At 41.7% G+C, this 22,970-nt stretch carries 33 protein-coding genes; all 33 read left to right on the top strand.

What is annotated here, in order from left to right:
- Nucleotides 1–10 precede the first annotated feature (10 nt).
- Nucleotides 11–259: a hypothetical protein gene (locus tag JOD21_RS13310; RefSeq protein ID WP_204730082.1), complete on the top strand. Its 249-nt coding sequence runs from the start codon at nt 11–13 to the stop codon at nt 257–259.
- Nucleotides 260–261: 2 nt separating this feature from the next.
- The gene (locus JOD21_RS13305) at nt 262–552 is read left to right on the top strand and encodes a hypothetical protein (RefSeq protein ID WP_204730081.1); all 291 of its coding nucleotides are present in this window, start codon (nt 262–264) and stop codon (nt 550–552) included.
- 3 nt (nt 553–555) lie between these two features.
- On the top strand, nt 556–981 hold the full coding sequence (locus JOD21_RS13300) for a type IV toxin-antitoxin system AbiEi family antitoxin domain-containing protein (protein WP_204730080.1): 426 nt from the start codon (nt 556–558) through the stop codon (nt 979–981).
- A 192-nt stretch (nt 982–1,173) separates the two neighbouring features.
- A complete protein-coding gene (locus tag JOD21_RS13295; RefSeq protein WP_204730079.1) occupies nt 1,174–1,479 on the top strand; it encodes a hypothetical protein in 306 nt (101 codons plus the stop codon).
- Nucleotides 1,473–1,655 (top strand): hypothetical protein, encoded by a 183-nt coding sequence (locus tag JOD21_RS13290; RefSeq protein ID WP_204730078.1) that lies wholly within the window; start codon nt 1,473–1,475, stop codon nt 1,653–1,655. The genes JOD21_RS13295 and JOD21_RS13290 overlap by 7 nt, the downstream gene beginning before the upstream one ends.
- The gene (locus tag JOD21_RS13285; protein WP_204730077.1) at nt 1,636–1,821 is read left to right on the top strand and encodes a DUF3954 domain-containing protein; all 186 of its coding nucleotides are present in this window, start codon (nt 1,636–1,638) and stop codon (nt 1,819–1,821) included. The genes JOD21_RS13290 and JOD21_RS13285 overlap by 20 nt, the downstream gene beginning before the upstream one ends.
- A gap of 100 nt (nt 1,822–1,921) precedes the next feature.
- Nucleotides 1,922–2,110: a hypothetical protein gene (locus JOD21_RS13280; RefSeq protein WP_204730076.1), complete on the top strand. Its 189-nt coding sequence runs from the start codon at nt 1,922–1,924 to the stop codon at nt 2,108–2,110.
- Between the two features lie 13 nt (nt 2,111–2,123).
- Nucleotides 2,124–2,639 carry a sigma factor-like helix-turn-helix DNA-binding protein gene (locus JOD21_RS13275; RefSeq protein ID WP_204730075.1) on the top strand — a complete coding sequence of 172 codons (516 nt, stop codon included), beginning with the start codon at nt 2,124–2,126 and terminating at the stop codon, nt 2,637–2,639.
- Between the two features lie 240 nt (nt 2,640–2,879).
- Nucleotides 2,880–3,491, top strand: a complete 612-nt coding sequence (locus JOD21_RS13270; protein WP_204730074.1) for a type IV toxin-antitoxin system AbiEi family antitoxin domain-containing protein — start codon at nt 2,880–2,882, stop codon at nt 3,489–3,491.
- Nucleotides 3,463–5,289, top strand: coding sequence for a phage terminase large subunit family protein (locus tag JOD21_RS13265; protein WP_204730073.1), 1,827 nt, complete (start codon nt 3,463–3,465; stop codon nt 5,287–5,289). The genes JOD21_RS13270 and JOD21_RS13265 overlap by 29 nt, the downstream gene beginning before the upstream one ends.
- Nucleotides 5,290–5,339: 50 nt before the next feature.
- Nucleotides 5,340–5,567: a DUF6148 family protein gene (locus tag JOD21_RS13260; protein ID WP_204730072.1), complete on the top strand. Its 228-nt coding sequence runs from the start codon at nt 5,340–5,342 to the stop codon at nt 5,565–5,567.
- A gap of 15 nt (nt 5,568–5,582) precedes the next feature.
- Nucleotides 5,583–7,166 (top strand): phage portal protein, encoded by a 1,584-nt coding sequence (locus tag JOD21_RS13255; RefSeq protein ID WP_239581588.1) that lies wholly within the window; start codon nt 5,583–5,585, stop codon nt 7,164–7,166.
- Nucleotides 7,114–8,259 (top strand): head maturation protease, ClpP-related, encoded by a 1,146-nt coding sequence (locus JOD21_RS13250; protein WP_204730071.1) that lies wholly within the window; start codon nt 7,114–7,116, stop codon nt 8,257–8,259. The genes JOD21_RS13255 and JOD21_RS13250 overlap by 53 nt, the downstream gene beginning before the upstream one ends.
- A gap of 2 nt (nt 8,260–8,261) precedes the next feature.
- Nucleotides 8,262–8,636, top strand: a complete 375-nt coding sequence (locus JOD21_RS13245; protein ID WP_204730070.1) for a head decoration protein — start codon at nt 8,262–8,264, stop codon at nt 8,634–8,636.
- Between the two features lie 14 nt (nt 8,637–8,650).
- Entirely contained in the window at nt 8,651–9,688 is a 1,038-nt protein-coding gene (locus tag JOD21_RS13240; protein WP_204730069.1) for a major capsid protein, read from the top strand.
- A 20-nt stretch (nt 9,689–9,708) separates the two neighbouring features.
- On the top strand, nt 9,709–10,065 hold the full coding sequence (locus JOD21_RS13235; protein ID WP_204730068.1) for a DUF7210 family protein: 357 nt from the start codon (nt 9,709–9,711) through the stop codon (nt 10,063–10,065).
- Nucleotides 10,058–10,381 carry a hypothetical protein gene (locus JOD21_RS13230; RefSeq protein ID WP_204730067.1) on the top strand — a complete coding sequence of 108 codons (324 nt, stop codon included), beginning with the start codon at nt 10,058–10,060 and terminating at the stop codon, nt 10,379–10,381. The genes JOD21_RS13235 and JOD21_RS13230 overlap by 8 nt, the downstream gene beginning before the upstream one ends.
- Nucleotides 10,378–10,944: a phage tail protein gene (locus JOD21_RS13225; RefSeq protein ID WP_204730066.1), complete on the top strand. Its 567-nt coding sequence runs from the start codon at nt 10,378–10,380 to the stop codon at nt 10,942–10,944. The genes JOD21_RS13230 and JOD21_RS13225 overlap by 4 nt, the downstream gene beginning before the upstream one ends.
- A complete protein-coding gene (locus JOD21_RS13220; protein ID WP_204730065.1) occupies nt 10,941–11,408 on the top strand; it encodes a hypothetical protein in 468 nt (155 codons plus the stop codon). The genes JOD21_RS13225 and JOD21_RS13220 overlap by 4 nt, the downstream gene beginning before the upstream one ends.
- Nucleotides 11,405–11,776 (top strand): hypothetical protein, encoded by a 372-nt coding sequence (locus JOD21_RS13215; protein ID WP_204730064.1) that lies wholly within the window; start codon nt 11,405–11,407, stop codon nt 11,774–11,776. Before JOD21_RS13220 ends, JOD21_RS13215 begins: the two co-directional genes overlap by 4 nt.
- Nucleotides 11,773–13,230, top strand: a complete 1,458-nt coding sequence (locus tag JOD21_RS13210) for a phage tail sheath family protein (protein WP_204730063.1) — start codon at nt 11,773–11,775, stop codon at nt 13,228–13,230. The genes JOD21_RS13215 and JOD21_RS13210 overlap by 4 nt, the downstream gene beginning before the upstream one ends.
- Before the next feature lies 1 nt (nt 13,231).
- The gene (locus tag JOD21_RS13205; RefSeq protein ID WP_204730062.1) at nt 13,232–13,747 is read left to right on the top strand and encodes a phage major tail tube protein; all 516 of its coding nucleotides are present in this window, start codon (nt 13,232–13,234) and stop codon (nt 13,745–13,747) included.
- 21 nt (nt 13,748–13,768) lie between these two features.
- Nucleotides 13,769–14,086, top strand: a complete 318-nt coding sequence (locus JOD21_RS13200; protein ID WP_204730061.1) for a phage tail assembly protein — start codon at nt 13,769–13,771, stop codon at nt 14,084–14,086.
- A 23-nt stretch (nt 14,087–14,109) separates the two neighbouring features.
- Complete coding sequence (locus tag JOD21_RS13195) at nt 14,110–14,268, top strand: hypothetical protein (protein ID WP_204730060.1); 159 nt, start codon at nt 14,110–14,112, stop codon at nt 14,266–14,268.
- Entirely contained in the window at nt 14,265–17,780 is a 3,516-nt protein-coding gene (locus JOD21_RS13190; RefSeq protein WP_204730059.1) for a phage tail tape measure protein, read from the top strand. The genes JOD21_RS13195 and JOD21_RS13190 overlap by 4 nt, the downstream gene beginning before the upstream one ends.
- A gap of 15 nt (nt 17,781–17,795) precedes the next feature.
- Complete coding sequence (locus JOD21_RS13185) at nt 17,796–18,056, top strand: LysM peptidoglycan-binding domain-containing protein (RefSeq protein ID WP_204730058.1); 261 nt, start codon at nt 17,796–17,798, stop codon at nt 18,054–18,056.
- A complete protein-coding gene (locus JOD21_RS13180; protein ID WP_204730057.1) occupies nt 18,056–19,078 on the top strand; it encodes a phage late control D family protein in 1,023 nt (340 codons plus the stop codon). The genes JOD21_RS13185 and JOD21_RS13180 overlap by 1 nt, the downstream gene beginning before the upstream one ends.
- Nucleotides 19,079–19,543 (top strand): phage baseplate assembly protein V, encoded by a 465-nt coding sequence (locus JOD21_RS13175; protein WP_204730056.1) that lies wholly within the window; start codon nt 19,079–19,081, stop codon nt 19,541–19,543.
- 13 nt (nt 19,544–19,556) lie between these two features.
- Nucleotides 19,557–20,231, top strand: coding sequence for a phage tail protein (locus JOD21_RS13170; RefSeq protein WP_204730055.1), 675 nt, complete (start codon nt 19,557–19,559; stop codon nt 20,229–20,231).
- Between the two features lie 11 nt (nt 20,232–20,242).
- Nucleotides 20,243–20,557: a hypothetical protein gene (locus JOD21_RS13165; RefSeq protein ID WP_204730054.1), complete on the top strand. Its 315-nt coding sequence runs from the start codon at nt 20,243–20,245 to the stop codon at nt 20,555–20,557.
- Entirely contained in the window at nt 20,550–21,656 is a 1,107-nt protein-coding gene (locus tag JOD21_RS13160; RefSeq protein WP_204730053.1) for a baseplate assembly protein, read from the top strand. The genes JOD21_RS13165 and JOD21_RS13160 overlap by 8 nt, the downstream gene beginning before the upstream one ends.
- Nucleotides 21,649–22,200 carry a phage tail protein I gene (locus JOD21_RS13155; protein ID WP_204730052.1) on the top strand — a complete coding sequence of 184 codons (552 nt, stop codon included), beginning with the start codon at nt 21,649–21,651 and terminating at the stop codon, nt 22,198–22,200. The genes JOD21_RS13160 and JOD21_RS13155 overlap by 8 nt, the downstream gene beginning before the upstream one ends.
- Nucleotides 22,201–22,968: a phage tail-collar fiber domain-containing protein gene (locus JOD21_RS13150; RefSeq protein ID WP_204730051.1), complete on the top strand. Its 768-nt coding sequence runs from the start codon at nt 22,201–22,203 to the stop codon at nt 22,966–22,968. It begins immediately after the preceding gene.
- The last annotated feature ends 2 nt before the right edge of the window (nt 22,969–22,970 follow it).

Raw genomic sequence — 22,970 nt, 5'->3', positions numbered from 1 at the left:
AGAATAATCTTTGCCGAAACTTATAACGGAAATCTCACACTTATGGTGGAAGGTCACTTTTAACATCCGTATGAAAAGAGCAGCTAAAAAATACCCGAACGCAGGTTATTATGAGCGGATATTGCTCATTAATGGATTTGATGAAAAGCAAGTGCAAGAAATGGTTGATGAATGTGTTAAGTCCGGGTGGATTGATTCAGACACTCCTGAAAATCGGGAAGACGTATTTTATGAAGAGTTATCTTGCTGGAGTAATTGAACATGCCAGACACGTTAAGAGGTCATGAAATCTATTACGACGGTGAGCAATGGAGGTACAAGGATAACGATCAGCCAACTATGAAGCACTGGAAGTATAGAGCATGTGGTTACTGTAATAAGCCTAATCGTCCGGATGAGCATGATGCTTGTCTGGGCGAACTGCCCGGCGTGATCAACGCGTGTTGCGGTCATGGGCAGTCTGATGAAGCGTATGTGATGTTTGAGAACGGTGAAGCTGCAAGAGGGAAAACAGCGCAAGGTATATTCAGTCTAATTAGAAGAGGAGTGTAGAAAATGGAATATGTTAAAGATTTAATTGAAAGCAAGCTTAAATTTGTTTCTGAAAGAGAAGAGGAGCTCATAGGAGACATTGAATTTATGCGGAATGATCTCAATGCCACAGAAGAGAAATTAATTAATATTCAAAAAGAAAGAACAGAGTTAACAATATATTTAAAATTTTTCTCCCAAGATATTGATGAGAGTGAGTCTTCTGTAATCGCTCTTGCTGAAGGAGATACAGTAGAAACTTACGTATCAAAGAAGGTTATTGTTTCAACGAGTCAACTAGCTGAAGCACTTGGTCTGTCGGATGCTAGAATTCGTATGTTAGCTGCAGAGGGAGCTGTTATCAAAGTTGGGCAAGGGGCTTACGACTTACCTGCATCTGTTGCAGCTTACATCGAATACAAAAGCAGCAAGAAAACAGAAGGTGATTGAAATGCGCGGCCAATATAAATGTTCCGTCTGCAATGTCAGAGTAGCCCCTGAAGAAAGTAAACAGACAGACTGGAATGAATTTAACTCATGCAAAACATGTTGGATGAATAAGCGTGATCATGTCATGATGAAGCGATTCTCTTTAATTGGAGAAGTAGCCAAAGCATTTAATGAATAACAAGGAGCGGGCGTATGAATATTAAAATAGGTGATTACCAGGTAACCAGTGACCCGCTCAATTTTAAATTGGTAAAGCAAGTTCCTAAGACTGACGATGAGGGAAATGTAATAGAAGATGAGCATATTAATCGATTCGTCGGTTATTATCCAAACTTCGAGCGGGTGTGTCTCGCCCTTATGGATCATGAGCTGCGTGTCAGTGATGCTGAGAACCTTGCAGAGATCATGGAAGTGTTAATCAATGTAAAAAGAGAAATCACTTCAGTTGTAAGTGAAATGAAATTAATAGACCACAAGGATGTTGAAACGGATTGTTAACTGCAGAAGAAATAAAGCAAATGATAGAAACAGAAATAGCACGGTATGAAGCACTAACTGAAACACTGCAGGGAGCGGGTGTCGGTACACAGTTCCAGTCCGGCGCCATAGCCGCTCTCAATAAAATATTGCAGGACATAGAAGAGGAGGATCTTCATGAAGGGGAAAGCCTTTGAAGAAAAAGAGAATGGTCTCTACATAATCAAAGATGGAGAGATTACAGAACTGAAACCTCCTGGTGGGGATGGATATGGCAGTGATGAGATCGTATGGCAAGAAGGTCGAGTGGTGGATGTAGTAAGAACTAATCGCATTAGACTGAACGGAAAAAAGAAAATTTAATACATTGTCTGACCGAAAAACGGAGGACGCTGAGTAAGCTGCATGAGCGCATGCACTTTACTGGCGTTCTCTTTTTTATTTGAGAAGGGAGAGAACAACAGTGAATGAGAACTTCAGAGATCAATTAATGAGTTGGGCATCCAGTAATCAAATTGCTGTTAAGCGGCAGCCGCTCCAACCTGAGAAGAAACCTAAAGAGAAACTGAGCGAACGTGACCTGCAGGAGCTGATGGGCACTAAAGGACGGACCTATGTAAGAAAACGTGGGGGAGCATTCATACAACGATAAGGGGGCATCATGCATGCAGACATGGGTGGAACAAATGATTGAAGAGTATGCGAAAGGTAAGTATCAGCTAATTAAATATAGGGAGTCGTTAGATATGAAGAATCCAGCTAATGCAGATGAACACCGCATTGTCTCAACCATGATCTCTGATATGGAGTATTCTTTGCAATGGATGAGAAAGGGCAGACGGCCACACAGCAGACGAGGCATTGACCGCAGGGCTAATTACCAGCGCACTGCTCTGTTGGATATGGAACTGTTCCCGTCATTGAACTTAGAAGTAGAAGAGGCAGTCATCCCTAAGAGGGAGCGGGATATTATTATTGATCTGCTAATGGACATGTCCTTTAGAGAAAGAGAGTGCTACTTGTTACACATGGCGCAGGGGTGCAGCATGTCAGAGATCGCAGATGAATTGAATATAACAAAGCCAACTGTTCAGACGCACATCATACGAGCTAAGAGGAAGGTCAAACGGCTTCAGAGAAGGCTTTCTGAGGAATTGGAAAATGTTGATGTCATACGGTAGTCATACGCGTGCCACCTAAGGGTGAAGAGTAAAAAATAATTTTAATAGCATATCTCAGGACAAAAAAGAATTTTTCTTTGAATCGACTCGTCATTTTCAAGCGCTCGGGTCCTTTCAGAGAAAAATTTTTTGTGCGGGTGCGTACGAGCCCGAAAACGCGCTAGTTTTTTGCGCCAAAAGGTCATTAACGTTTGCGTTTGCATTTGCTTGGGAAATAATTTCGGAAGGTGGGTGGAACCCTTGCCAGCAAAGAATTCTAACCAAATAGAAATGATCGTTAGTGCAGCTGATATTTCGATAATTCTAGGATTATCACAATCGCGAATTCGTCAACTCGTTAAAGAGGATGCGCTGGTGAGGGTAGAGCACGGAAAGTATGATGTCCCTGCTTCGATTGCTGCCTATATTGATTACAAAATAAATAACGTTCTGAATGAAGATGAGCTCGACAAAGGGAAAGAAGAAGCTCTTTGGACCCGGGCCCGTCGAAAGAAAACGGAACTTGAATACAAGATCATGGAGGGTGAGTTGCACCGGGGAGCAGATGTTAAACGCTTAATGGGTGATCAGTTAGCTGCATTTAAAGCGAGGTTGCTGAGTATTCCTTCAAAAACTGCACCAATGATTGTAGGTAAAACTGAAATCCTACCTATCCAAGACACATTAAAGAAAGCTGTATATGAAGCTTTGGATGAACTCTCGGAGTATGATCCATATGCTTTTTTTGATACTTCAAAAGATAAGATTTATTTAGGTGATGACGAAGACGAAGATGAAGAGCTGGATATTTACGCTGATGATGAGGAAGAAAGGATAGAGCCTCATGGCAGAAAGGCGAAAACAGACGAATAGTGAAAAACTATTTATCAATCTTCGCAAAGATATCCTTGCACCTCCGCCGGACTTAACGGTATCAGAATGGGCGGACGCATTCAGAAAGCTTTCCAGCGAGTCATCAGCTGAACCAGGTCAATGGAGAACAGAACGAGCACCATATCAAAAAGAAATCATGGACGCCTTTACGGATCCGGAACTGAAAAAAGTGGTGGTGATGGCCAGTGCTCAGGTTGGAAAAACGGAGATCATTTTAAACACGCTTGGTTATCATATCGATCTTGACCCGGCACCGATCATGCTTCTGCAGCCTACACTAGATCTTGCTAAAAACTTTTCAAAAGAGCGTATTGCTCCAATGTTAAGAGACACGCCTGTACTTAGAAACAAAGTGTCTGATGTGAAATCGCGTGATTCAGGGAACACCACTTTAAATAAATCATATCCAGGCGGATACATTGCATTAGTAGGTGCGAATGCAGCAAGCGGCCTGGCTTCTCGTCCAATCAGAGTATTATTAGCGGATGAGATTGACCGGTTTCCGGTAAGTGCCGGGACTGAGGGTGATCCACTTTCATTAGCTGAAAAACGGACCACTACTTTCTATAATGCAAAGAAAATATTCGTAAGTACGCCTACTGTAAAAGGTGTTTCAAGAATTGAAAAAGAATTCGAGCTCAGCACAAAAGAATACTATCATCTGTCCTGCCCTTCATGTGGTGAGTACCAACCTCTTAAGTGGGAACAGATTGATTTTGAGACTGTTAACCACAGATGCAAACACTGCGGGTTTCTTCACAATGAATTTGAATGGAAAGATCAGCCTGGTAAGTGGATAGCGGAAGAGGGGGAAGCACCAGTGAGAGGATTTCACCTTAATGAGTTGTTAAGTCCATGGAAAAAGTGGAAAGACATTATTCAGGATTTTAAAGATGCTAAAAAGAATGGACCTGAGACATTGAAGGTTTGGACGAATACTTCATTAGGTGAGACATGGGAAGAAACCGGTGACCAACTTGAAGAGGACGAACTGATGGCTAGAGCGGAAGGGTATGCAGCACCGGTACCTGACGGCGTTAAATATTTAACTGCAGCTGTCGATGTGCAGGACGATCGTTTTGAAATTGAAGTAATGGGTTGGGGATTTGGTAAAGAATCTTGGGGGATTGAATATCACCGTATCTATGGTGATTTGAAATTACCTGAAGTATGGAACGAACTTGACGAGTATCTTGCTCGAAAATGGTTAGACGGAGATGGCAATGAACGAGGAATAGCATGCACCTGTATTGATTCCGGCGGTCACTTCACATCAGAAGTTTACCGGTTCACTGCACCGAGAGAGTCCAGAAGGATATTTGCTATCAAGGGGCAGGGTGAACGAAATGGTCAATATACTTCTCTCATCAGTAATTACACTCGTACAAAACGTGAACGAGCATTGCTAATACACGTGGGTGTAGATGAAGGGAAAAATAAAGCCATGTCCCGTCTGAAAATTGAGGAACATGGGCCCGGTTACTGTCATTTTCCTAAAAATACAGCAAATCAAGGCTATAACGAGGCCTATTACAGAGGATTGACTGCTGAGAGGCTTGTTACACGCTTTAAAGCCGGTAATGCTTATCAAGTATGGAAAAAAGTCAGGGACCGTAACGAACCAATCGATTTAAGGGTGTATAACACGGCTGCAATTGAAATATTGAACCCTAACCTTAATAAATCTGAAAAAGCCTCTGAACAGGCTAAAAATGAGCCGAAAAAGAAGAAAAAAGTGAAAAAACGGCGCAGAACCCTTTCAAAAGGGGTGAATTAGCCTAAAAACCCTCATTTGTAGGGTTATTTTTTATGGAATGAGGACTGAAAATGACCGGAGAAATGAGTATTGAAAGAGCAAAAACACATCTTGAAGCTTGGTATGATGCAGAATTAAAGGTTTCAACAGGACAATCATACACGATCGCAGGGCGCACACTGACCCGTGTGAACCTTCCGGAGATTAGAAAACAGATTGAATACTGGGAAAATCGCATTGCGCGGATGAAATCACGTGGAAGAAGTCGTGTCAGAAGAATCATTCCGCGTGATATTTAAGGGAGGTGAGAATGATTGCGAGGAAATTCACAGCGAAACCGAGTGAGGAAGTCAATTAGATCACGAAGGTCTGCCAGAGTATTAAATCAAGGATATGGATTTCATGGTGCATCCCAAAAAAATAGCATGGCCGGCTGGGCGAGCAGGATCGGTTCGGTTATTGATGATGTTGAACACAATATTCCGAAGTTAAGAGAGCGTTCAAGGGATTTATATATGGGGGCACCTTTAGCGACTGGCGCATTGAAGTCTATTCGAACGAGTGTAGTTGGAACAGGGCTGAAATTGAACTCCAGAGTGGATTATGAATTTTTAGGGTGGAAACTTGAAGATGCTGATAAATGGGAAACCCAAGTGGAGCGGGAGTTTTCTTTGTGGGCGGATGGTGTACACTGCGATGCTCAACGGATGAATAATTTCTATCAATTACAGCAGCTTGCTTTTATGGCCTGGCTTCAATCGGGAGACGCCTTCTCTCTACTTCCAGTTATTCCGCGTGAAGGTATGACGGTTGATTTAAGAGTGCAGGTCATTGAAGCGGACCGGGTATGTTCTCCAAGAAGCGACTTGTTAAACAAAAACGACAAAATTATTAACGGCGTTGAGATTGGCGAATACGGAGAAGTCGTTGCTTATCATGTCGCTGATAAACACCCGGCAAGCGGAGCGCTTATTAATAAATGGACACGAATAGAAAAGTTCGGTTCTAAAACAGGTCGTCCTAATATTTTGCATTTGATGGAGACGGAGAGACCTGAACAGCGAAGAGGAGTGCCGATTCTTGCGCCGGTTATTGAATCACTAAAACAATTGGCAAGGTATACAGAAGCTGAACTGATGGCTGCAGTAGTTTCAGGTATGTACACGGTATTTATTAAAACAACTACACCTGACAATGTCTCTCCTTTTGGAATAAATGACGATGATGAATATGATGAAGACGGTATATCAGAAGGTAACTATGAATTAGGTAATGGAGCAGTGGTTGCCCTGGGGGAAAACGAATCAATTGATACGAGCAATCCTACTCGACCGAACACAGCATTTGATGGTTTTGTCACATCAATTTGTCGTCAAATCGGAGCGGCATTAGAAATACCATATGAAGTATTACTTAAACATTTCACAGCTTCATATAGTGCCAGTCGTGGTGCTTTGCTTGAAGCTTGGAAAATGTATCGCATGAGACGCTCATGGCTAGCTTCTGATTTCTGTCAGCCGATCTATGAAGAATTTCTTTCAGAGTTAGTTGCTAAAGGACGTATTAGCGCTCCTGGATTTTTCAGTGACCCACTGATAAAAAAAGCATATTGCGGTGCTGAGTGGAATGGTCCATCACAAGGTCAGCTTGACCCGTTGAAGGAGGTGGACGCAGCTCAGAAACGTGTTGAAAATGGCTTCAGCACACGTGCAAGGGAAACAGTAGAGCTTACTGGTGGAGATTTCTTCACTAATTACCCATTGCGGGTGGTTGAAGAACAATTAATGGAGAAAGGGGGCTTAAAGCAAAATGTCAAAGCTACAGGAGATACTGAGCAGTCTCAGAATGTCGGGCAAACCGACGAAGACGACTCAGAAGACGACAGAGACACCGAATAACATTAAGTCATGGGAAGTTCGTAATATCACGAACGCCAAAGGTGAAATTTTAATCTATGGAGATATCGAAGAATACAGATATCTCGAAAATGACGTAACTGCATTTACTTTTGCTCAAGATTTACGTGATTTAGGGAATGTCTCTGATATCGATATTCGTATCAACAGCGCAGGGGGCAGTGTATATGCAGGTCAAGCCATTTATGCTCAGTTGAAAGCACATCCTGCGACAATAAATGTTTATATTGATGGCATTGCTGCTTCAATTTCATCTTTCATAGCGATGGCTGGAGATCATATTTACGCCTCAAGGAGTTCACAGGTGATGATTCATAACCCTGCAGTCCTTGCTTTTGGGGAAGTGTCTGATCTTGAGAAGTCTATCGATATGCTAAACAAGGTGAAAGACAGTATTATTGCTGCCTATATGGACAAGACAGGACACTCTTATGAAGTTCTGTCAGCAATGATGGATGAAGAGACCTGGATGACCGGGCAGGAGGCTGTTGAAACTGGATTTGCAGATTCATTGAATGATGAAATTCAAATCGTTGCATCAGCAAGTGGTAAAAACCTTGTTGTTAACGGTATTGAACATAATCTTTCTAAATACAGCACAAAGCCTGATATTACAGAAGTAAATAATGCACAATTTCAAAAACAACTACAAGACAATCTGGCGGTCGAAAACAAAAATTCGGAGAAGGAGGAACCATCTTTGAAATCATTAGACGAACTGAAAAACCAGTACCCAGATCTTTATAAAGAAGCCTTTAATGCGGGGGCTGCATCAGAAAACTCCCGTATGAAGGCGATTGATGAGCTGCCATTTAAGGGTCATGAAGATCTTGTAAACAAAACAAAGTATGAAACGAAAAACTCTGCCGGCGATCTTTCTATTGAGATTCTGAAGGTTCAAAACGCTGCAGGTGCGACATACCTGCAAAATAGAGAAGAGGATGCAACACAGGCAAACGAAGTACCAGGCGATTCAACACCTCAAAACAATGGAAGTCTCTCTGAAGACGAAGAAAGAAAAACCAAAGCAACTAATCTTGCTGAAATCATGAACAAAAAAAGAGGAGGTAAATAATCATGCCAGAACAATTTGTGCAAAATGTTGATTCATTCGAATATGACAATTTACTTGGAGGCGGAGTATCGCCTATCGTTACTGATTCTGTGGAGTTAGAAGCAGGAGCTGTTTATTTGCGCGGAACAGTATTAGGGGTTGATGATACAGGCTTAGCAAAGGCTGTTGATTCTGTTGCCACAGACGGCTCACAAGTACCATACGCTATCCTTGCCAAAGATGTTGATGCCACAGACGAATCTCTGCCGGCCCCAGTTTACCTGACAGGTGAATTTAATCAGACCGTACTAATCTTTGGAGGCACTGATACATTCGAAACTCACAAACCTAAACTACGCGAAATCGGCATCTTCTTAAAAGATGTTGTTAAAGCCTAAGGAGGAACTTAATCATGGCAATTAATGTACACTCGACACGCTTCATGTTAGAAGCAGTATCTAATCTAAAACCTGCGCACACTTTTCTGAGAGATATGTTCTTCGGTACTCCGAAAACATTTGTAACGGAACACGTGGATGTCGAATATCGTAAAGGTCGCAGAAAAATGGCTCCTTTCGTATCGCCACTTATTGCAGGTAAGGTAATGGAGCGGAGCGGGACAACAATGAAAACATTTACTCCTGCAACGATCAAACCAATGCGTCCAATCACAGCGCATGACATTAACAAACGTGCATTCGGGGAAGGCGTGTACAGTACACGTACACCTGAAGCCAGAGCACTTGAGATGCTTGCAGAAGATCTAATTTTTCTGGATGAAGCTATTACACGTCGTGAAGAGTGGATGGCTGCACAAGTAATCTTTACTGGAAAAGTAGAAATTATTGGTGAAGGTGTAGATGCTGTAATGGACTACGGCTTCACAAATAAGGAGACTTTGTCCGGTACTGATCTTTGGAGCGATGGAACAAATAGTGACCCTTATGGAGACCTTGAACGCTATCGTCTTGCAGTCATTAAAAATTCGGGTGTAACTGCGGATAGAGTGATCATGTCTTCTGATGTTGGAGCGGCATTTGTTTCTCATCCTAAAGTTCAAAAAATGCTTGAAAATCGACGCATTACTATGGGTAACATCGAACCTCAGAAGCTTGCGAATGGGGTGACGTATATCGGGACGATCGCTGCGCTTGGTCTTGAACTTTACACTTATGACGAATGGTATTTTGACGAGGAAACAGAGGAAGAAAAGCCTATGATTCCTGAGGGCACACTTGCTGTTCTTTCATCACGTACTAAATCACAGATGCTTTACGGTGCGGTCACTCTGGCAGATCACAGCACAGAGAATTTCACGACTTATGAAGGTGAGCGTGTACCTGACTCTTGGATTCAAAAGGATCCTGCAGCACGATTCCTTCAGATGCACTCCAAGCCACTGCCGGTACCTACTGAAGTAGATGCATGGTATGTCGCAAAAGTACTATAAAACAGAAAGGGTGAGTGATCATGTCTGTTAAAGTAAATGAAAATGAAACTGTCCGACATAACGGTAAAACGTATGTTCAAGGCGATACAATTACCGATATTGATGAAAAAGATGCTGAGCGTCTGATTCAATTAAAGGTAGCTGCAGCTGATGGCGAATTTAAATTAAATTTAGGTGAGCCTGATCCGCCGAACGATTTTGATCAATCTTCATTCGATGGGATTGAGTACGCAGAACTTAAAGCAGCAGCAAAAGATGCAGGTCTTGAGTTTGCTGGCAACATCTCACATGCAAAGCTGATTGACCTGGTACTTGAATCTGATAAAACAGAGGGCGTACTATCTCAGTTTGATGATGAAGATGAGGACAATGAGTAACTTCAAGGCAGCATTAGAGTCAGATATATTGGAGACGTTCTTCAATGAGGCTGAATTTGCTGAAACGGCCATCATTAATGGAGAGCCGATGCTAATCATTAAAGATGACCATGAGCTGGAAAAATACAATATAAAGGCGTATGAAGAGGAGCTTACTAGAGGTGAGCTTCTTTTTCATGTGCCGGTAGTATCTTTCCATGGTAAAAAGCCGTTTCGAGACATGCAAATCTCTGTTGGCAATAGGCCTTACTATGTCACAGACATCAGTGAGAGTGATGGCGTCTATCGAATTGTATTGGTGGGATATGGATCATGAGACCAACAGTCAGTATTGATCAAAATACACTTGATTACGCGGAGCATATGCTTGGTGATTTGAAAAAGAAAGCACCCAATGCGATATCAGCTGCATTAAATCGTGCCATGAATACAGTAGCAACCAATATTTCAAAGGAAATACGCCAAGAATACAATATCAAAGCGGGTGACATTAAAGAAACGCTGTCAAAAACACGTGCATCAAGAACTAACATGAATGCCATCGTTAGTAGCCGCGGCAACCTGATTCCGTTGGATCGGTTTAAAGTGACGCCTAAGAATCCTTCGCCAAAACGTAAAGCGCCTATCAGAGTAGGCGTTAAAAAGGGTGGGAAAAAGACTCTTCTTGGTGCATTTGTAGCTGATATCAACGGTAACAAAGTGTTCAGGCGACAAGGGAAGAAAAGGTTACCTATTGACCGCATGTTTGGTCCTTCAGTGCCTCAAATGTTGAAAAATGAGGATATCAGGCTGAGAGTCAACCAGGAAGGGCAGTTAATGTTCAATAAGAGGCTTGATCACGAAATCAATCGTATTTTAGAACGGAGTGCCGGACAATGATACAACTTGAACTTCAATCAGAGCTTAAAAGACGTCTTGAAAACACATTTCAGGACGTTTTTTTTAATGATCTGGCAGGTAATAGAGTGCCATTGAATGTCTATGAACAAAATCTTCCGAAAAAGCAATCCGAAGAAGAAGAGTTTTTCCCTTTTGTCATCGTGAAATTGCTGGAAGCTGAAAAGAAAAAAGAGAAAGAGCCATATATCACTTCAGTGGGTTTTGTTATTGGCACTGTGGACTCAGATGTTTACAACCAAGGCTATCGCGATACAGCAAATATTATTAATCGAATCATTGAAAATCTTGAAAAACAACCCATTGTTAAAGGTCAGTTTACTTTAAGTGGACCTCTGAAATGGGTACTCCACGAGGAAGACACTGGTTCTTATTATTTCGGCGCTGTAGAAGCGTCATTTGAAACCCCTGAACTCAACAGGGTAGATCTGGAGGCGATGATATGAGTGAAGAAAAATCAAAGATCGAGGAGCAGAAAGTGAAAGATGAGACACCGGTTAAAAAGATTGAGTCAAAAACTAAAAGTGTTAAGTCACAACCGGTGGCAACTAAAACTGCTGCACCTGAACAGACGGAGCAAACAGTAGTTTACGTTGGTCCATCACTTCCAGGTGAAGCGCTGACTCAGTTTTCCGTTTTTAAAAACGGTTTTCCTGAATCAGTGAAAGTGCATTTTGAAAAATGTACTGCAATTAAATCACTGATGGTGCCTGTGAGCAAACTTGCAGCAGCACGAAAAAATCTTGAACAAGAAGGGTCTGCAGAATATGTATTGACTCAGAAAGTCATTAAATATGGACGAGGTGATGAATGATGTACAAACACGGTATTGATATTGTCGAACAGCGTACCGGTCCCGAACCGATTAGATCGCTATCTGCCGTTCAGGTCGTATTTGGTACAGCTCAGGTAAATCTACTTGATGATCCAGCGGCAGCAGTAAACAAACCAATCGTGATTAATAGTGAGGCAGACGCAAAAACAAAGCTTGGATATAGCCGTGATAACAGAGATTTTGATTTCACAGTCAATCATTCTCTGTTTGCAAGTCTTGAGCTATATAATGTTGCACCTATTGTCGTAATCAACGTACTGGATCCTGCAGTGCATAAAACTGATGTGACTGATGAAGTTGTTTCCATTTCAAAAGGGACGGCCAAAATTGCAAACAAAAAAGTACTGCTTTCCTCAGTAGTAGCTGAGAACGCTGATGGTCTCACTACTTACGAGAGAGATGTTGATTATACATTATCTTTCAATACTGCAGGTGAGCCGGTCATTGGTGTAATCTCTGGCGGTCAATTAGATGGTCAAACTGAAGTGACGGTTTCATACTCTGCATTGGATCCTTCTGCAGTCACTGAAGTGGATGTCATCGGCGGGTATGACGCGGCAACTGGTGTAAGAACCGGTATTGAGTTAATGACATCTGTATACCCTCAATACAACATCCTTGGCGCTCAATTACTTGCACCAGGCTTCAGTCATAAACCTGATGTAGCAGCAGTGTTAGCCGCAAAATCTCAAAAGATCAATGGTAACTTTTCAGCAATGAACGTTCTGGATGTCGATACAACTGCAGTTACAAAGTATGAAGATGTAGCAGCATGGAAAGTAGATAACGGCTATGACAATAAAGAAAGCATTGTTGCTTGGCCAATGGTTAAGAAAAACGGACAAGTCCTTTATTTCAGTGCTGTTTTAGCTGCAAGAATCGCTCAAACTGATGCTGAAAACGATGATGTGCCGAATGTTTCACCATCGAACAAGCCATTCAACATCGATGCAACGGTACTGAAGAGTGGAACAGAAATGTACCTGGATCAGCCGGAAGCAAATGTGCTGAATGGAGCAGGTATTGTCACAGCGATTAACTTCAACGGATGGAGAACATGGGGTAATAACACGGCTGCATTCCCTGAATCGACACTTCCACAAGATCGCTTTATCGCGGTCCGTCGAGTGTTCCAGTGGTGGGGTAACACGTTTATTCTCGCTTACTTCAATAAAGTTGATAACCCGGCTGATACTAAATTGATTGAAAGTGTTGTATCTGCAGAAAACATCCGTGCAAACGGGTTTGCTGCTGAAGGTAAAATTTCAGGAGCAGTGATTGAGTTCCGTGAAAGTATGAACCCGATTGAAAACATCCTGAATGGAAAAATCGTCTTCATTCAGCGAATCGGTGCTTATTCACCGGCTGAGCAAATTACAAATATCTTAGAATTTGATCCAACAATTACAGCAACTGCACTTGGAGGTGCTTAATATGCCGAAAATTCCAGAAAAGGTATGGAACTTTAAAGCTTATGACGATACAGATGAACTAATCGGGATTACCGGAGAGATTACTCTCCCTAACCTTGAAGCGATGAGTGAAACAGTGAGTGGAGCTGGCATCATGGGTGAGTATGAGAGTACAAACCCTGGCCACTTTGGCAGCCTTACAATTGAACTGCCATTTAAATCACTTTCTCAGAAGAACTTCAGCTTAATGAAAAGCACTGGGAGACCTATTGTTTTGAGAGCGGCACAACAAAGCTATGACTCTACTGCAGGAAGGATCATGCATAGACCACTTAAGATCACCCTCAAGGGGCAGCCGAAGTCTCTTACTCTCGGTAAGCTTAGTCCTGGTGCAGCAACAGAGACTACAAACGTAATGGAAGTACTATATATCAAGATTGAGGAAAACAATACAGTGCTTCTGGAGTTGGACAAGCTTAATTACGTATTCATCTTAGATGGTGAAGACATGCTCAAAGATTTAACAAAAATGATCTGATAAACAGGGAGGAAACGATACATGGCTAAAGCGACAGAATCAGTAAAACAAGATAAAAAAGAAGTGGTGGTATTCGCCAAACCTTATCAATATGAGGGAAAAGAATACGTTGAAGTTGATCTCTCGGGTGTTAATAATCTAACAGGGGATGACTTGTTGAATACAGAACAAAAGTTCAATGAACTTGGTTCGATTTCTCCAATGCCTCAGGTCACACTGCCTTACACACTTTTAATTGCTGCTGAAGTAACAGATCTGCCTTTTGAATTTTTTAAGGGGCTGCCGGCGAAAGAAGCATTAAAAATCCGTACTATGGTGATGGTTTTTTTGAACAACTAGGCATCATTCAGGTGACTGAAAGAATGGCTGTAATAGTACTAACCGGGCGGGGCATACGAAAAATATGCATCCGCCTTTCTAATGTCCTGAAAGCGACAAGCTATGAAGACTTTATGAAAAAGAGATTGAGAGATCTTAATGATCTTGCAGAAGATGTGAAAGAGGTGAATAAACAAACATGAGCTCGCCACAGGTTTTTGAAATTGCTTTTAAATTGGGCGGTATGATTGATTCCAGTATGCGTAAAGCATTTGATGCAGCATCTAAAAGCATGAAGGGAATGGACGGTGACGTTTCATCGTTTGGGACCGCCTCTTCTGTGGCCAGTGGATCAGTCAAATTACTTGCAGGTGCAGCAGTTGGAGCTACAGCGGCAATCGGTACAATGGCTGCCGGTTTAGGTGTAGCTGTCGCAAATGCAAATGAATTTGATGAATCTATGAGACAACTGCAGGCATCAACTGGATCAAGCGCAGAAGAAATGAAAGAAATAAAGAAGATCAGTGAAAATCTTTACAATAATAACTATGGTGAAGATTGGAATGATTTGAATAAAGCTATATCTACAACCAAACAAGTTACTGATTTAGCAGGTAGGCAATTAGAAAATGCAACTGCCAACGCTCTTACTTATAGAGATGTATTTGAGGAAGATGTAGCAGAGTCCATCAAAACTGCTGATACACTTATGAAGAATTTTGGTATTACAAATACTCAATCCTATAATCTACTTTCTCAAGGTGCTCAAAACGGTCTTAATAAAACCGGTGAACTTTTGGATATGACAAACGAATTTGCAGTCCATTTTAAAACATTAGATTTTAGTGCTAATGAGATGTTTGATATATTCAATGCCGGACTTTCAGAAGGGGCATTTAATTTAAGTGTAGTTGGAGACGCAATTAAAGAATTTAATATTCGTTCAAAAGATGGATCGACAGCGAGTGCAGAAGCATATGCATTACTGAACATGAATGCTGCTGAAATGACTAAGACGTTTGCAGCGGGAGGTCCTGCCGCGCAACAGGCTTTCAAATCTGTTGTAAATGCTATAGCTGAATTAGATGACCCTGTAGCAAGAAATACAGCTTCAGTAGGCTTATTCGGAACAATGGCTGAAGATTTAGAGTCAGATGTAATTAAAGCAATGGGAACTGTTCGAAGTGAGTTTGATATGACCAAGGACACCATGAAAGATATTGAAAGTATTAAATTCGATACTTCCATGATGAAGCTACAAGGAATAAAGAGAGAAATCGAGACTAAAATCATTATTCCTATTGGAGAACAAGCCTTGCCGGTATTGGATGATTTATTAAGTTTTACTCAAAAAATCATGCCATCAATTAAAGAAAGTATTGAAACAAATATGTCTGCGGGTATTGAGCATTTTAATGCTTTTAGAGAATCAATAAAAACCTGGAAGGCTGGAGCTTCTGATAACATCGGACAATTTAAAAGTATAATGTCTGGAATGAAAGAAAACCTGACACCTGTTTTTAAATCGATTTCTGATACTGTTGTACCATTAGTTAAGAATATCGGTGATACAGCTGTAGAAGCGTTTAGTACCATATATAAGTTTTGGCAGAGTAACGGACCTGAAATAGTAAATGCGGTTACTTCAATTTTTAAGACGATTGGCGCGGTTGCCGGTGGTCTTTTTTCAGTTTTCCAGACTGTTTTTACGATCGTACAGCCGTTTTTAATCAAAATTATCAATTTTGTGATGGATATTGTCGGTCAAATACTTGTTTTTTGGGATAAAGAAGGTGCCCAAATTATTACTGCTGTACAAAACGTATTTTCGATCATAAATAAAGTAATAGGTTTTTTAGCTCCGGTCATAATTTCAATCATTAATATGGTTTGGTCGAATGTGAAGGGTGTCATACAGGGCGCTTTTAAGGTCATTACTGGATTAGTGAAGCTATTTTCCGGTATTTTTACCGGCGATTTCTCAAAAATGTGGCAGGGTATTAAGGACATTTTCTTCGGCGCAATCCAGGCTGTTTGGAATTATTTGAATCTGTTATTCCTGGGCAGAATTTTAGGTGGTATCAAGGCTCTTGCTACAAATGCTCTTGGTCCAATAAAGACAATGTGGACGAATGTGAGCGGGTTCTTTAAGAATGGCTCTGATGATGCGTGGCAGCTCGTTGTAAACATGGGAACAAAAATCCGAAATGCATTTACTTCTGCGAAGGATGGAGCAGTCAATATTGCGCGTTCAATGTGGAAAGCCGTGCGTGGCATATTCGATGACATAGTTGGCGGGGCAAAATCTCTACCGGGTAAAATAGGTCAGGGTATTGCTTCGATGGCAGGTAAAGCCATAGCCGGTGTCATTTCAATGGGACAACGCCTTTTGAATAATGTTGGAAATATGGTAAATAGCTTGATCAGTGGACTTAACTGGGTGCTGAGTAAAATCGGTGTCGATACCCGTATTAGTAAGTGGAGCGTTCCTCAGATCGGAGGTTCAGGAGGTGCTGCTGCAGGTGGTGGAGCAGTCCAGTACTATGCAAATGGCACTGCGGGTCATCCGGGCGGATTAGCAGTCCTTGGTGATGGCCGAGGTTCGAATGCTGGATCTGAGTTATTCCGTACACCTGATGGCAATATCGGTCTTAGTCCAGCTACTGATACACTTATGAATCTTCCTCGCGGCACACAGGTTATCTCAGCAAGTGAAACGGCTAAAATCATGAGCCAAATGAACATTCCGGCATACGCAAATGGTACAATCTCGAATGCGATTTCTACCGGTGTCGGCTGGGTGAAGGATAAAGCATTTGATATTTTCAGTTATATCTCTGAGCCTTCAAAATTGCTCAATAAAATGCTCGAGCAGTTCGGGGTAAGTGTTCCGAATATGTCCGGCATTATGGGTGATATTGCAAAGGGTTCACTTAGTATGCTGAAAGATAAGTCCTTAACATTCCTGAAAAGTAAACTAGAAGGAATTATGGGCTCATCATCTGACTTTTCCGGATCCGGTTCTAATATGGCCAGAAGCGCGATCATGCAAGCGTTAAGTATCACTGGACAGGCTCAGTCATGGTTACCTGCAATGATGAAGATTGCGCATCATGAATCAGGTTTTAATCCAAGAGCAATCAACCTGTGGGACATTAACGCGCAGCGGGGTATTCCTTCAAAAGGGATGTTCCAGACGATTGATCCGACTTTCAATGCTTACAAGCTAAAAGGCATGAATGATATTTATAATCCACTTCATAATGCGGTAGCTGCAATCCGTTATATGCTCTCTCGTTATGGAGGCATTGGCGGTCATCCGGGTATCCGGTCAATGGCAAGCGGTGGAGGATATAAACCGTATTATAAAGGTGGACGCACTGGTTATAGCCAATGGGCGCTTGTAGGTGAGAGAGGTCCTGAACTATTGAAACTGCCAGGTGGCGCAAATATCTTCAACAATACGGATACAAAGAATCGACTGAATAACCTGTTAGAAGATTCTAATGGTCAAGGTGTTCAGAAATCAGTTCAATCATATGCTTCAACTGATGAAAAGGTTGTTTTTGCACCGATTATTCATGTATCTGGCGGAGGTAGTGCGTCAGAAGTTAAGACTGCTGCAGAAGAAGCAATTCAAGTTGCGTTTGAGAGATTCATGGAATGGTACAACAACCTTCAAAAAGATAAGAAACGTTTATCTTTTGAGGATTAAAAAAGGGGGAGCAGCATGCGCACATACACCACTGTTTCAGGTGATACGTTTGATCTGATTGCCAAAAAGGAGCTGGGGAATGAGTATCTGTTCCCTCTTCTTTTAAAAGAAAATTATCGGCATAGAGAGACGCTTATCTTTTCGGCCGGCATTGAATTGAAAATACCTGAATTAAATGCAACAAAAATATATGATACAGGTCCATCATGGCTCACACCTGAAGATGATGAGTCATTAACTGAAGACATCAATGTCTTAAATGGGGTTGATGCTTAATGGTCATGAGAGGACGCAGCCTATCAGTTGAAATGGAATACAACAAACAGGATATTTCCATAGAAGTTGAAGACTTTTTGGAGAATATCAGCTTTCAGGATAACCTATCCGGTCAAGCAGACAGTATTTCCGTATCATTAGTAGATCGGGAACGCAGATGGCTCACGAAACAATGGGCACCAAAAAAAGGTGATACCTTAAGTGTTGCTGTGAAGCTATCGAAAGACTGGCAAAACAATGAAGAAGTTGCAAAAAAACTGGGTGATTTTGAGATTGATGAAACCCCCATGAGCGGACCCCCATTAAAAGTGTCCATCAGAGGTACATCACTGCCTCAGAGCGGATCAATCAAGGCTAGAAAAAACAAAGCGTGGGAGAATACAACGCTTAAAAAAATTGCCAATGAAATCGCAAGGAATAATGGTTTAACACTTTATTTTTCTGCTTCAGATGATACTGAGTATGATCGTATTGACCAGGATGATCAAAGTGATATTGCATTTTTAAATAAACTGACTTCAGATGCAGGGCTCGTATTAAAGGTGTCGGTTAAAAAAATCATCATCATGAGTGAGCAGCAACTGGAGAATGAAAGCACAGTGACCGGATTTCATATAGACGATGCAGACTTAAAGACGTATAGCGGAAATGATTCATTATCATCACTTTATAAATCATGTCGGGTAGATTACACGGAACCACAAACGAATAAAACAATATCATACACATTCACACCAAAAAACCCGCCTAAAACCGGTCGTGTTCTCATCGTGAATGAAGAAGTAAAGTCAGAGTCTGAAGCGATTAAACTTGCAAAAAGTAGTTTGAGGAATGCCAATAAAGACGGCTGCACATTCTCCCTCAAGTTCGCAGGATTCATGTTCTTATATTCAGGTCAATGTGTCGACTTGGATGGGTTTGGCACATTTAATGGCAAATACATTATTACCTCAGTCAGTGGTAGTACTGGAAGCGGATCAGAAACGTCGATTGAATTGAGAAAGGTATTGGAGGGCTATTAAATGAATGCTTTTCAGGTAGGCCGGGTCAGTTCAGTATTTCCTGAAAGGGGAACAGCAAAAGTTTATTTTAAAGATAAAGATGTTGTGTCCAGAGAGTTGCCGATTGTAAATAGGGGCTCAAGGAACACAAAAGACTTCTGGATGCCCTCAGTAGATGAAAATGTGTTGTGTGGGTTTTTAGATAACACCTCAAGAGCCGGTTTCATATTGGGCTCTTATTTTAATGAGTTAAATGAATCTGTATCAAGTACAGTAAATAAAAGAAGAATTGAATTCCCGGACGAGTCAGTCATTGAGTATGATTTCACATCAAACACATTCTTATTAGACATTAAGGGTAATGTCCAGATCAAAGCTACAGGGAATGTAACAGTGCAGGGGGATGTAATATCTGATGGTATCTCGCTCAAAAATCATACTCATAACTTTAGCGGAAGTTCAGGTACAACGACTGGTCCCACTTAAGGAGGTGTCATGAGTGCAAATCGGAAGTTTTGGATCAGTAGTTTTTGAGGTATCGGCAAAGAAAGTACTAACATTTGATGATGTGTCCAGAAGCGGTAGTGCCAGATGGGCGGTTCACGACATTCACCAAAAGAAGCCTATGCCTGAATTTTTAGGGCCAGGACAGGAAGCCTTTTCTCTCAGAGTAGTATTAAAAAGTATTTTAGGAGTAAATCCTGAAGAGATTTTAAAAAAATTGCGGTTGATGAGAGACACCGGCGAAGTATCTTCGTTGATTATTGGCAGTCAGCCAGTGACAACTAACTACTGGTACATTGATGATCTTCAAGAGACGAATGAACATTATGATCAGACAGGTAAAGTTCACAGTATTACGACTACAATTAATCTAAAAGAATACCCTGTACCGACAAAAATCAGATCAAAGCCGACTGTTAAATCTGCCTCTGCTACAAACTCATCATCAAATGCAAAAAGATCACCTGTCACAGGTATTGTAACGATAAAAGCGGGCATGTTGAATTGCAGAATGTCACCTTCGTTATCAGGGAAGATTAAAAAAGTGTTATATAAAAATCAGGCATTTAAGGCATATGGCACCACAACAACTGATATTACCTGGTATGTACTTGGCGGTGGGCTTTACTGTTCAGCAAACTCAAAGTATGTCTCCTTTAAAAAGTCATAGGAGGACTATATATGCCTACTTATACAGTGACATCAAACGAATATAACAGCGTGAATTATGGAGCAAAAGGAATTGAAGCCAAACTGCAGAGTGCGGCTTTTTTATTATCCCTTCATATCGGCACTTCTCCATTAAGCAGGGAAGATGGCTGGGAGGTACCAATAGATGAACCTACACCAGTTGCGGAAGGGGTCAGTAGAGCTCGAATTACTGAAATGTTAGAGCGATCTATTGAAGGATTAAGTGTAAACGAGATCATTTTTACACACGACTCGGAGGTAGGTCAGTTAAGAGCAATCGTGAAGGTCGTGATAGAAGATGAGTAGATTCAATTTACCCGAAATTAATTTCGTGGAATTAGATGCAGCTGAGCTTGAGCGGTTGGGTGTGACTAAATTTGAAGAATTAATGGGTGAAACATTAAGTGAGTCTGATCCGCGCAGAAAGATGCTTCAATCGGTAGCGTTTGTAGGTGCAATGCTTGCGAATAACATTGATTTTACTGCGAAACAAAACAGATTAACCTACGCAGTGGATAACTATTTAGAGCATATTGGAGCGGGTAAGAATGTTGACCGTTTGGCACCTGTAGCAGCTAAGACCATGGTCCGGTATAACGTGAATAATCCGGAAGAGTTCACCATTCCGGCCGGCCATCGATTAAGCATTAATGATCTGTATTTTGAAACGCAAGTGGCAACGATTGTTGAAATCGGCGTGGAGTATGTTGATATTCAGTCCGTTTGCTCTGAGCCCGGAACAGCAGGTAATGATTTTTTGCCCGGTCAGATCACAGAGATCGTCGATCCTTTACCGTGGGTTTCATCAGCAGTGAATGTAACCACTTCAAGCGGTGGAACAGATTGGGAAACAGATGATGCATACGCTGAGCGAATTAGAACAGCAAACGAAAATCTTTCCACTGCCGGACCTGAGTTAGGCTATGAGTATTTAGCCAAATCAGCCAGTCAAAATGTGATTGATGTACATGTCGATTCACCTGCAGCTGTCGAAATTGTCATTACTCCTTTAATGATCAATGGAGAAGCGCCTGATGAAGATGAAAAAACAGCGATTTTAGCAGCATGTAATGCCCGATCAGCCCGACCGATGACAGACTTAGTTTCAGTGGCGGATCCAGTCATCACCAATCACACGATTAATGTGACTTATTATTTACCTCAGTCATTAGTTGCTCAGGAAGCGATCTATCAAACTGCAGTAGGTTATTCAGTTGATGACTATGTGTTATGGCAGAAGTCAAAGCTTGGTCGTGGGATTGACCCAAGTGAACTATATGCCAGAATGACTCAAGAAGGCGCTAAGAGGATTTCAGTTGATCCGAATACTTATGTGTCAGTTGCAGATAATGAGGTTGCTCACGTGGCTGTGAACCTCACCTATGGAGGGTTGATCAATGATTGATTTCAATAACTTCTCATTGACGCAACTTCTCCCTCAGCCGTTGAAATCAAGTAAACAGGACCAAGCGATGGCAGCGGCTATAACTGTGATGATGCAGCGAGTCAATCAGGAGTTAGAAATATTGGATCCTTTTTCTCTCCCTGAAGCTCTATTGGACATTATTGCGATTGAAGAACATGTGGATTTTTACGATCCATCACTCAGCGCCAATCAAAAAGCGGAGCTTATCAATAATGCATTTTACTTTCATCAGCGAAAGGCAACGCCCGCAGCTGTAGAGGACTTAATTACAATCGTGTTTGGTGAAGGTCAGGTGGTTGAATGGTTTGAATATGGGGCACAACCTGGTTATTTTAAGGTGACCACCAACAATCCGGCAGTAACGAATGAACAGGCAGCAGAATTTATACGTGCATTAAACTCTGTTAAGCGGAAAAGTTCTTGGCTTGATGTAGTTGAGTTGAGTCAGGTAGAGAAAATGAATTTGTATTTTGGTGGGGTATCTCACACAGGCGACAATATTACTTTAAGGCAGGTGACGTAAATGGGCTCATTTGGAGGCTTAATATTAACGAACAGAGGCAGGAACCTTCAGGCGAAGGCACAAGCCGGAGCAGAACTGCAATTTACCAGAATGGCCATAGGTGATGGCAACCTTAGCGGATCATCTATTATTGAATTGACAGCATTAAAAAATGAAAGAAAATCAATGGCCATTACAAAGCTAAATGCAAATACACCTGGACAGGCACGGGTAGGTAGTGTTCTGAATAACCAGGACATTACATCCGGCTTCTATTTTAGAGAAATCGGGGTGTTTGCGACTGATCCGGATCTCGGTGAGGTTCTTTATTGTTATGCGAATGCAGGAAATACAGCTGACTATATCCCTTCAGGAGCGGGTGGCGGAACCGATCTGATAGAGAAAACAATTGATGTCGTGACATTGGTGGGGAATGCCTCATCAGTATCCGCAGTCATTAATGAGTCTTTGGTTTTCGCGACAGTTGATTTGGTTAATCAGACAAAATCAGAGCTGCAGGAAGATTTTAATGATCTTGCCGGCGCGGGTCGAACAGTCGAAACCGTGAAGGGAAATGCTGTGATTCTTCAAGATTTAGATGAGAGAGTTACGACGCATTCGGCGGAAGAGACGACTGGTGCACACGTGATCGGAAATATCACTGGATTACAAAGTGCGCTTAACGGAAAAGAATCTACACTGAACCCAGATCAGAAACGTAAGATCACGTTCGGAACGGCAGAGCCTACGGGTGGAAGCGATGGAGACATCTACTTCCAGTATGAGTAGGT

The organism is Jeotgalibacillus terrae, from assembly GCF_016908195.1.
Classification (GTDB): Bacteria; Bacillota; Bacilli; order Bacillales; family Jeotgalibacillaceae; genus Jeotgalibacillus; species Jeotgalibacillus terrae.
The sequence above is the reverse complement of the archived record's forward strand: the minus strand, read 5'-3'. Positions and strand labels throughout refer to the sequence as shown.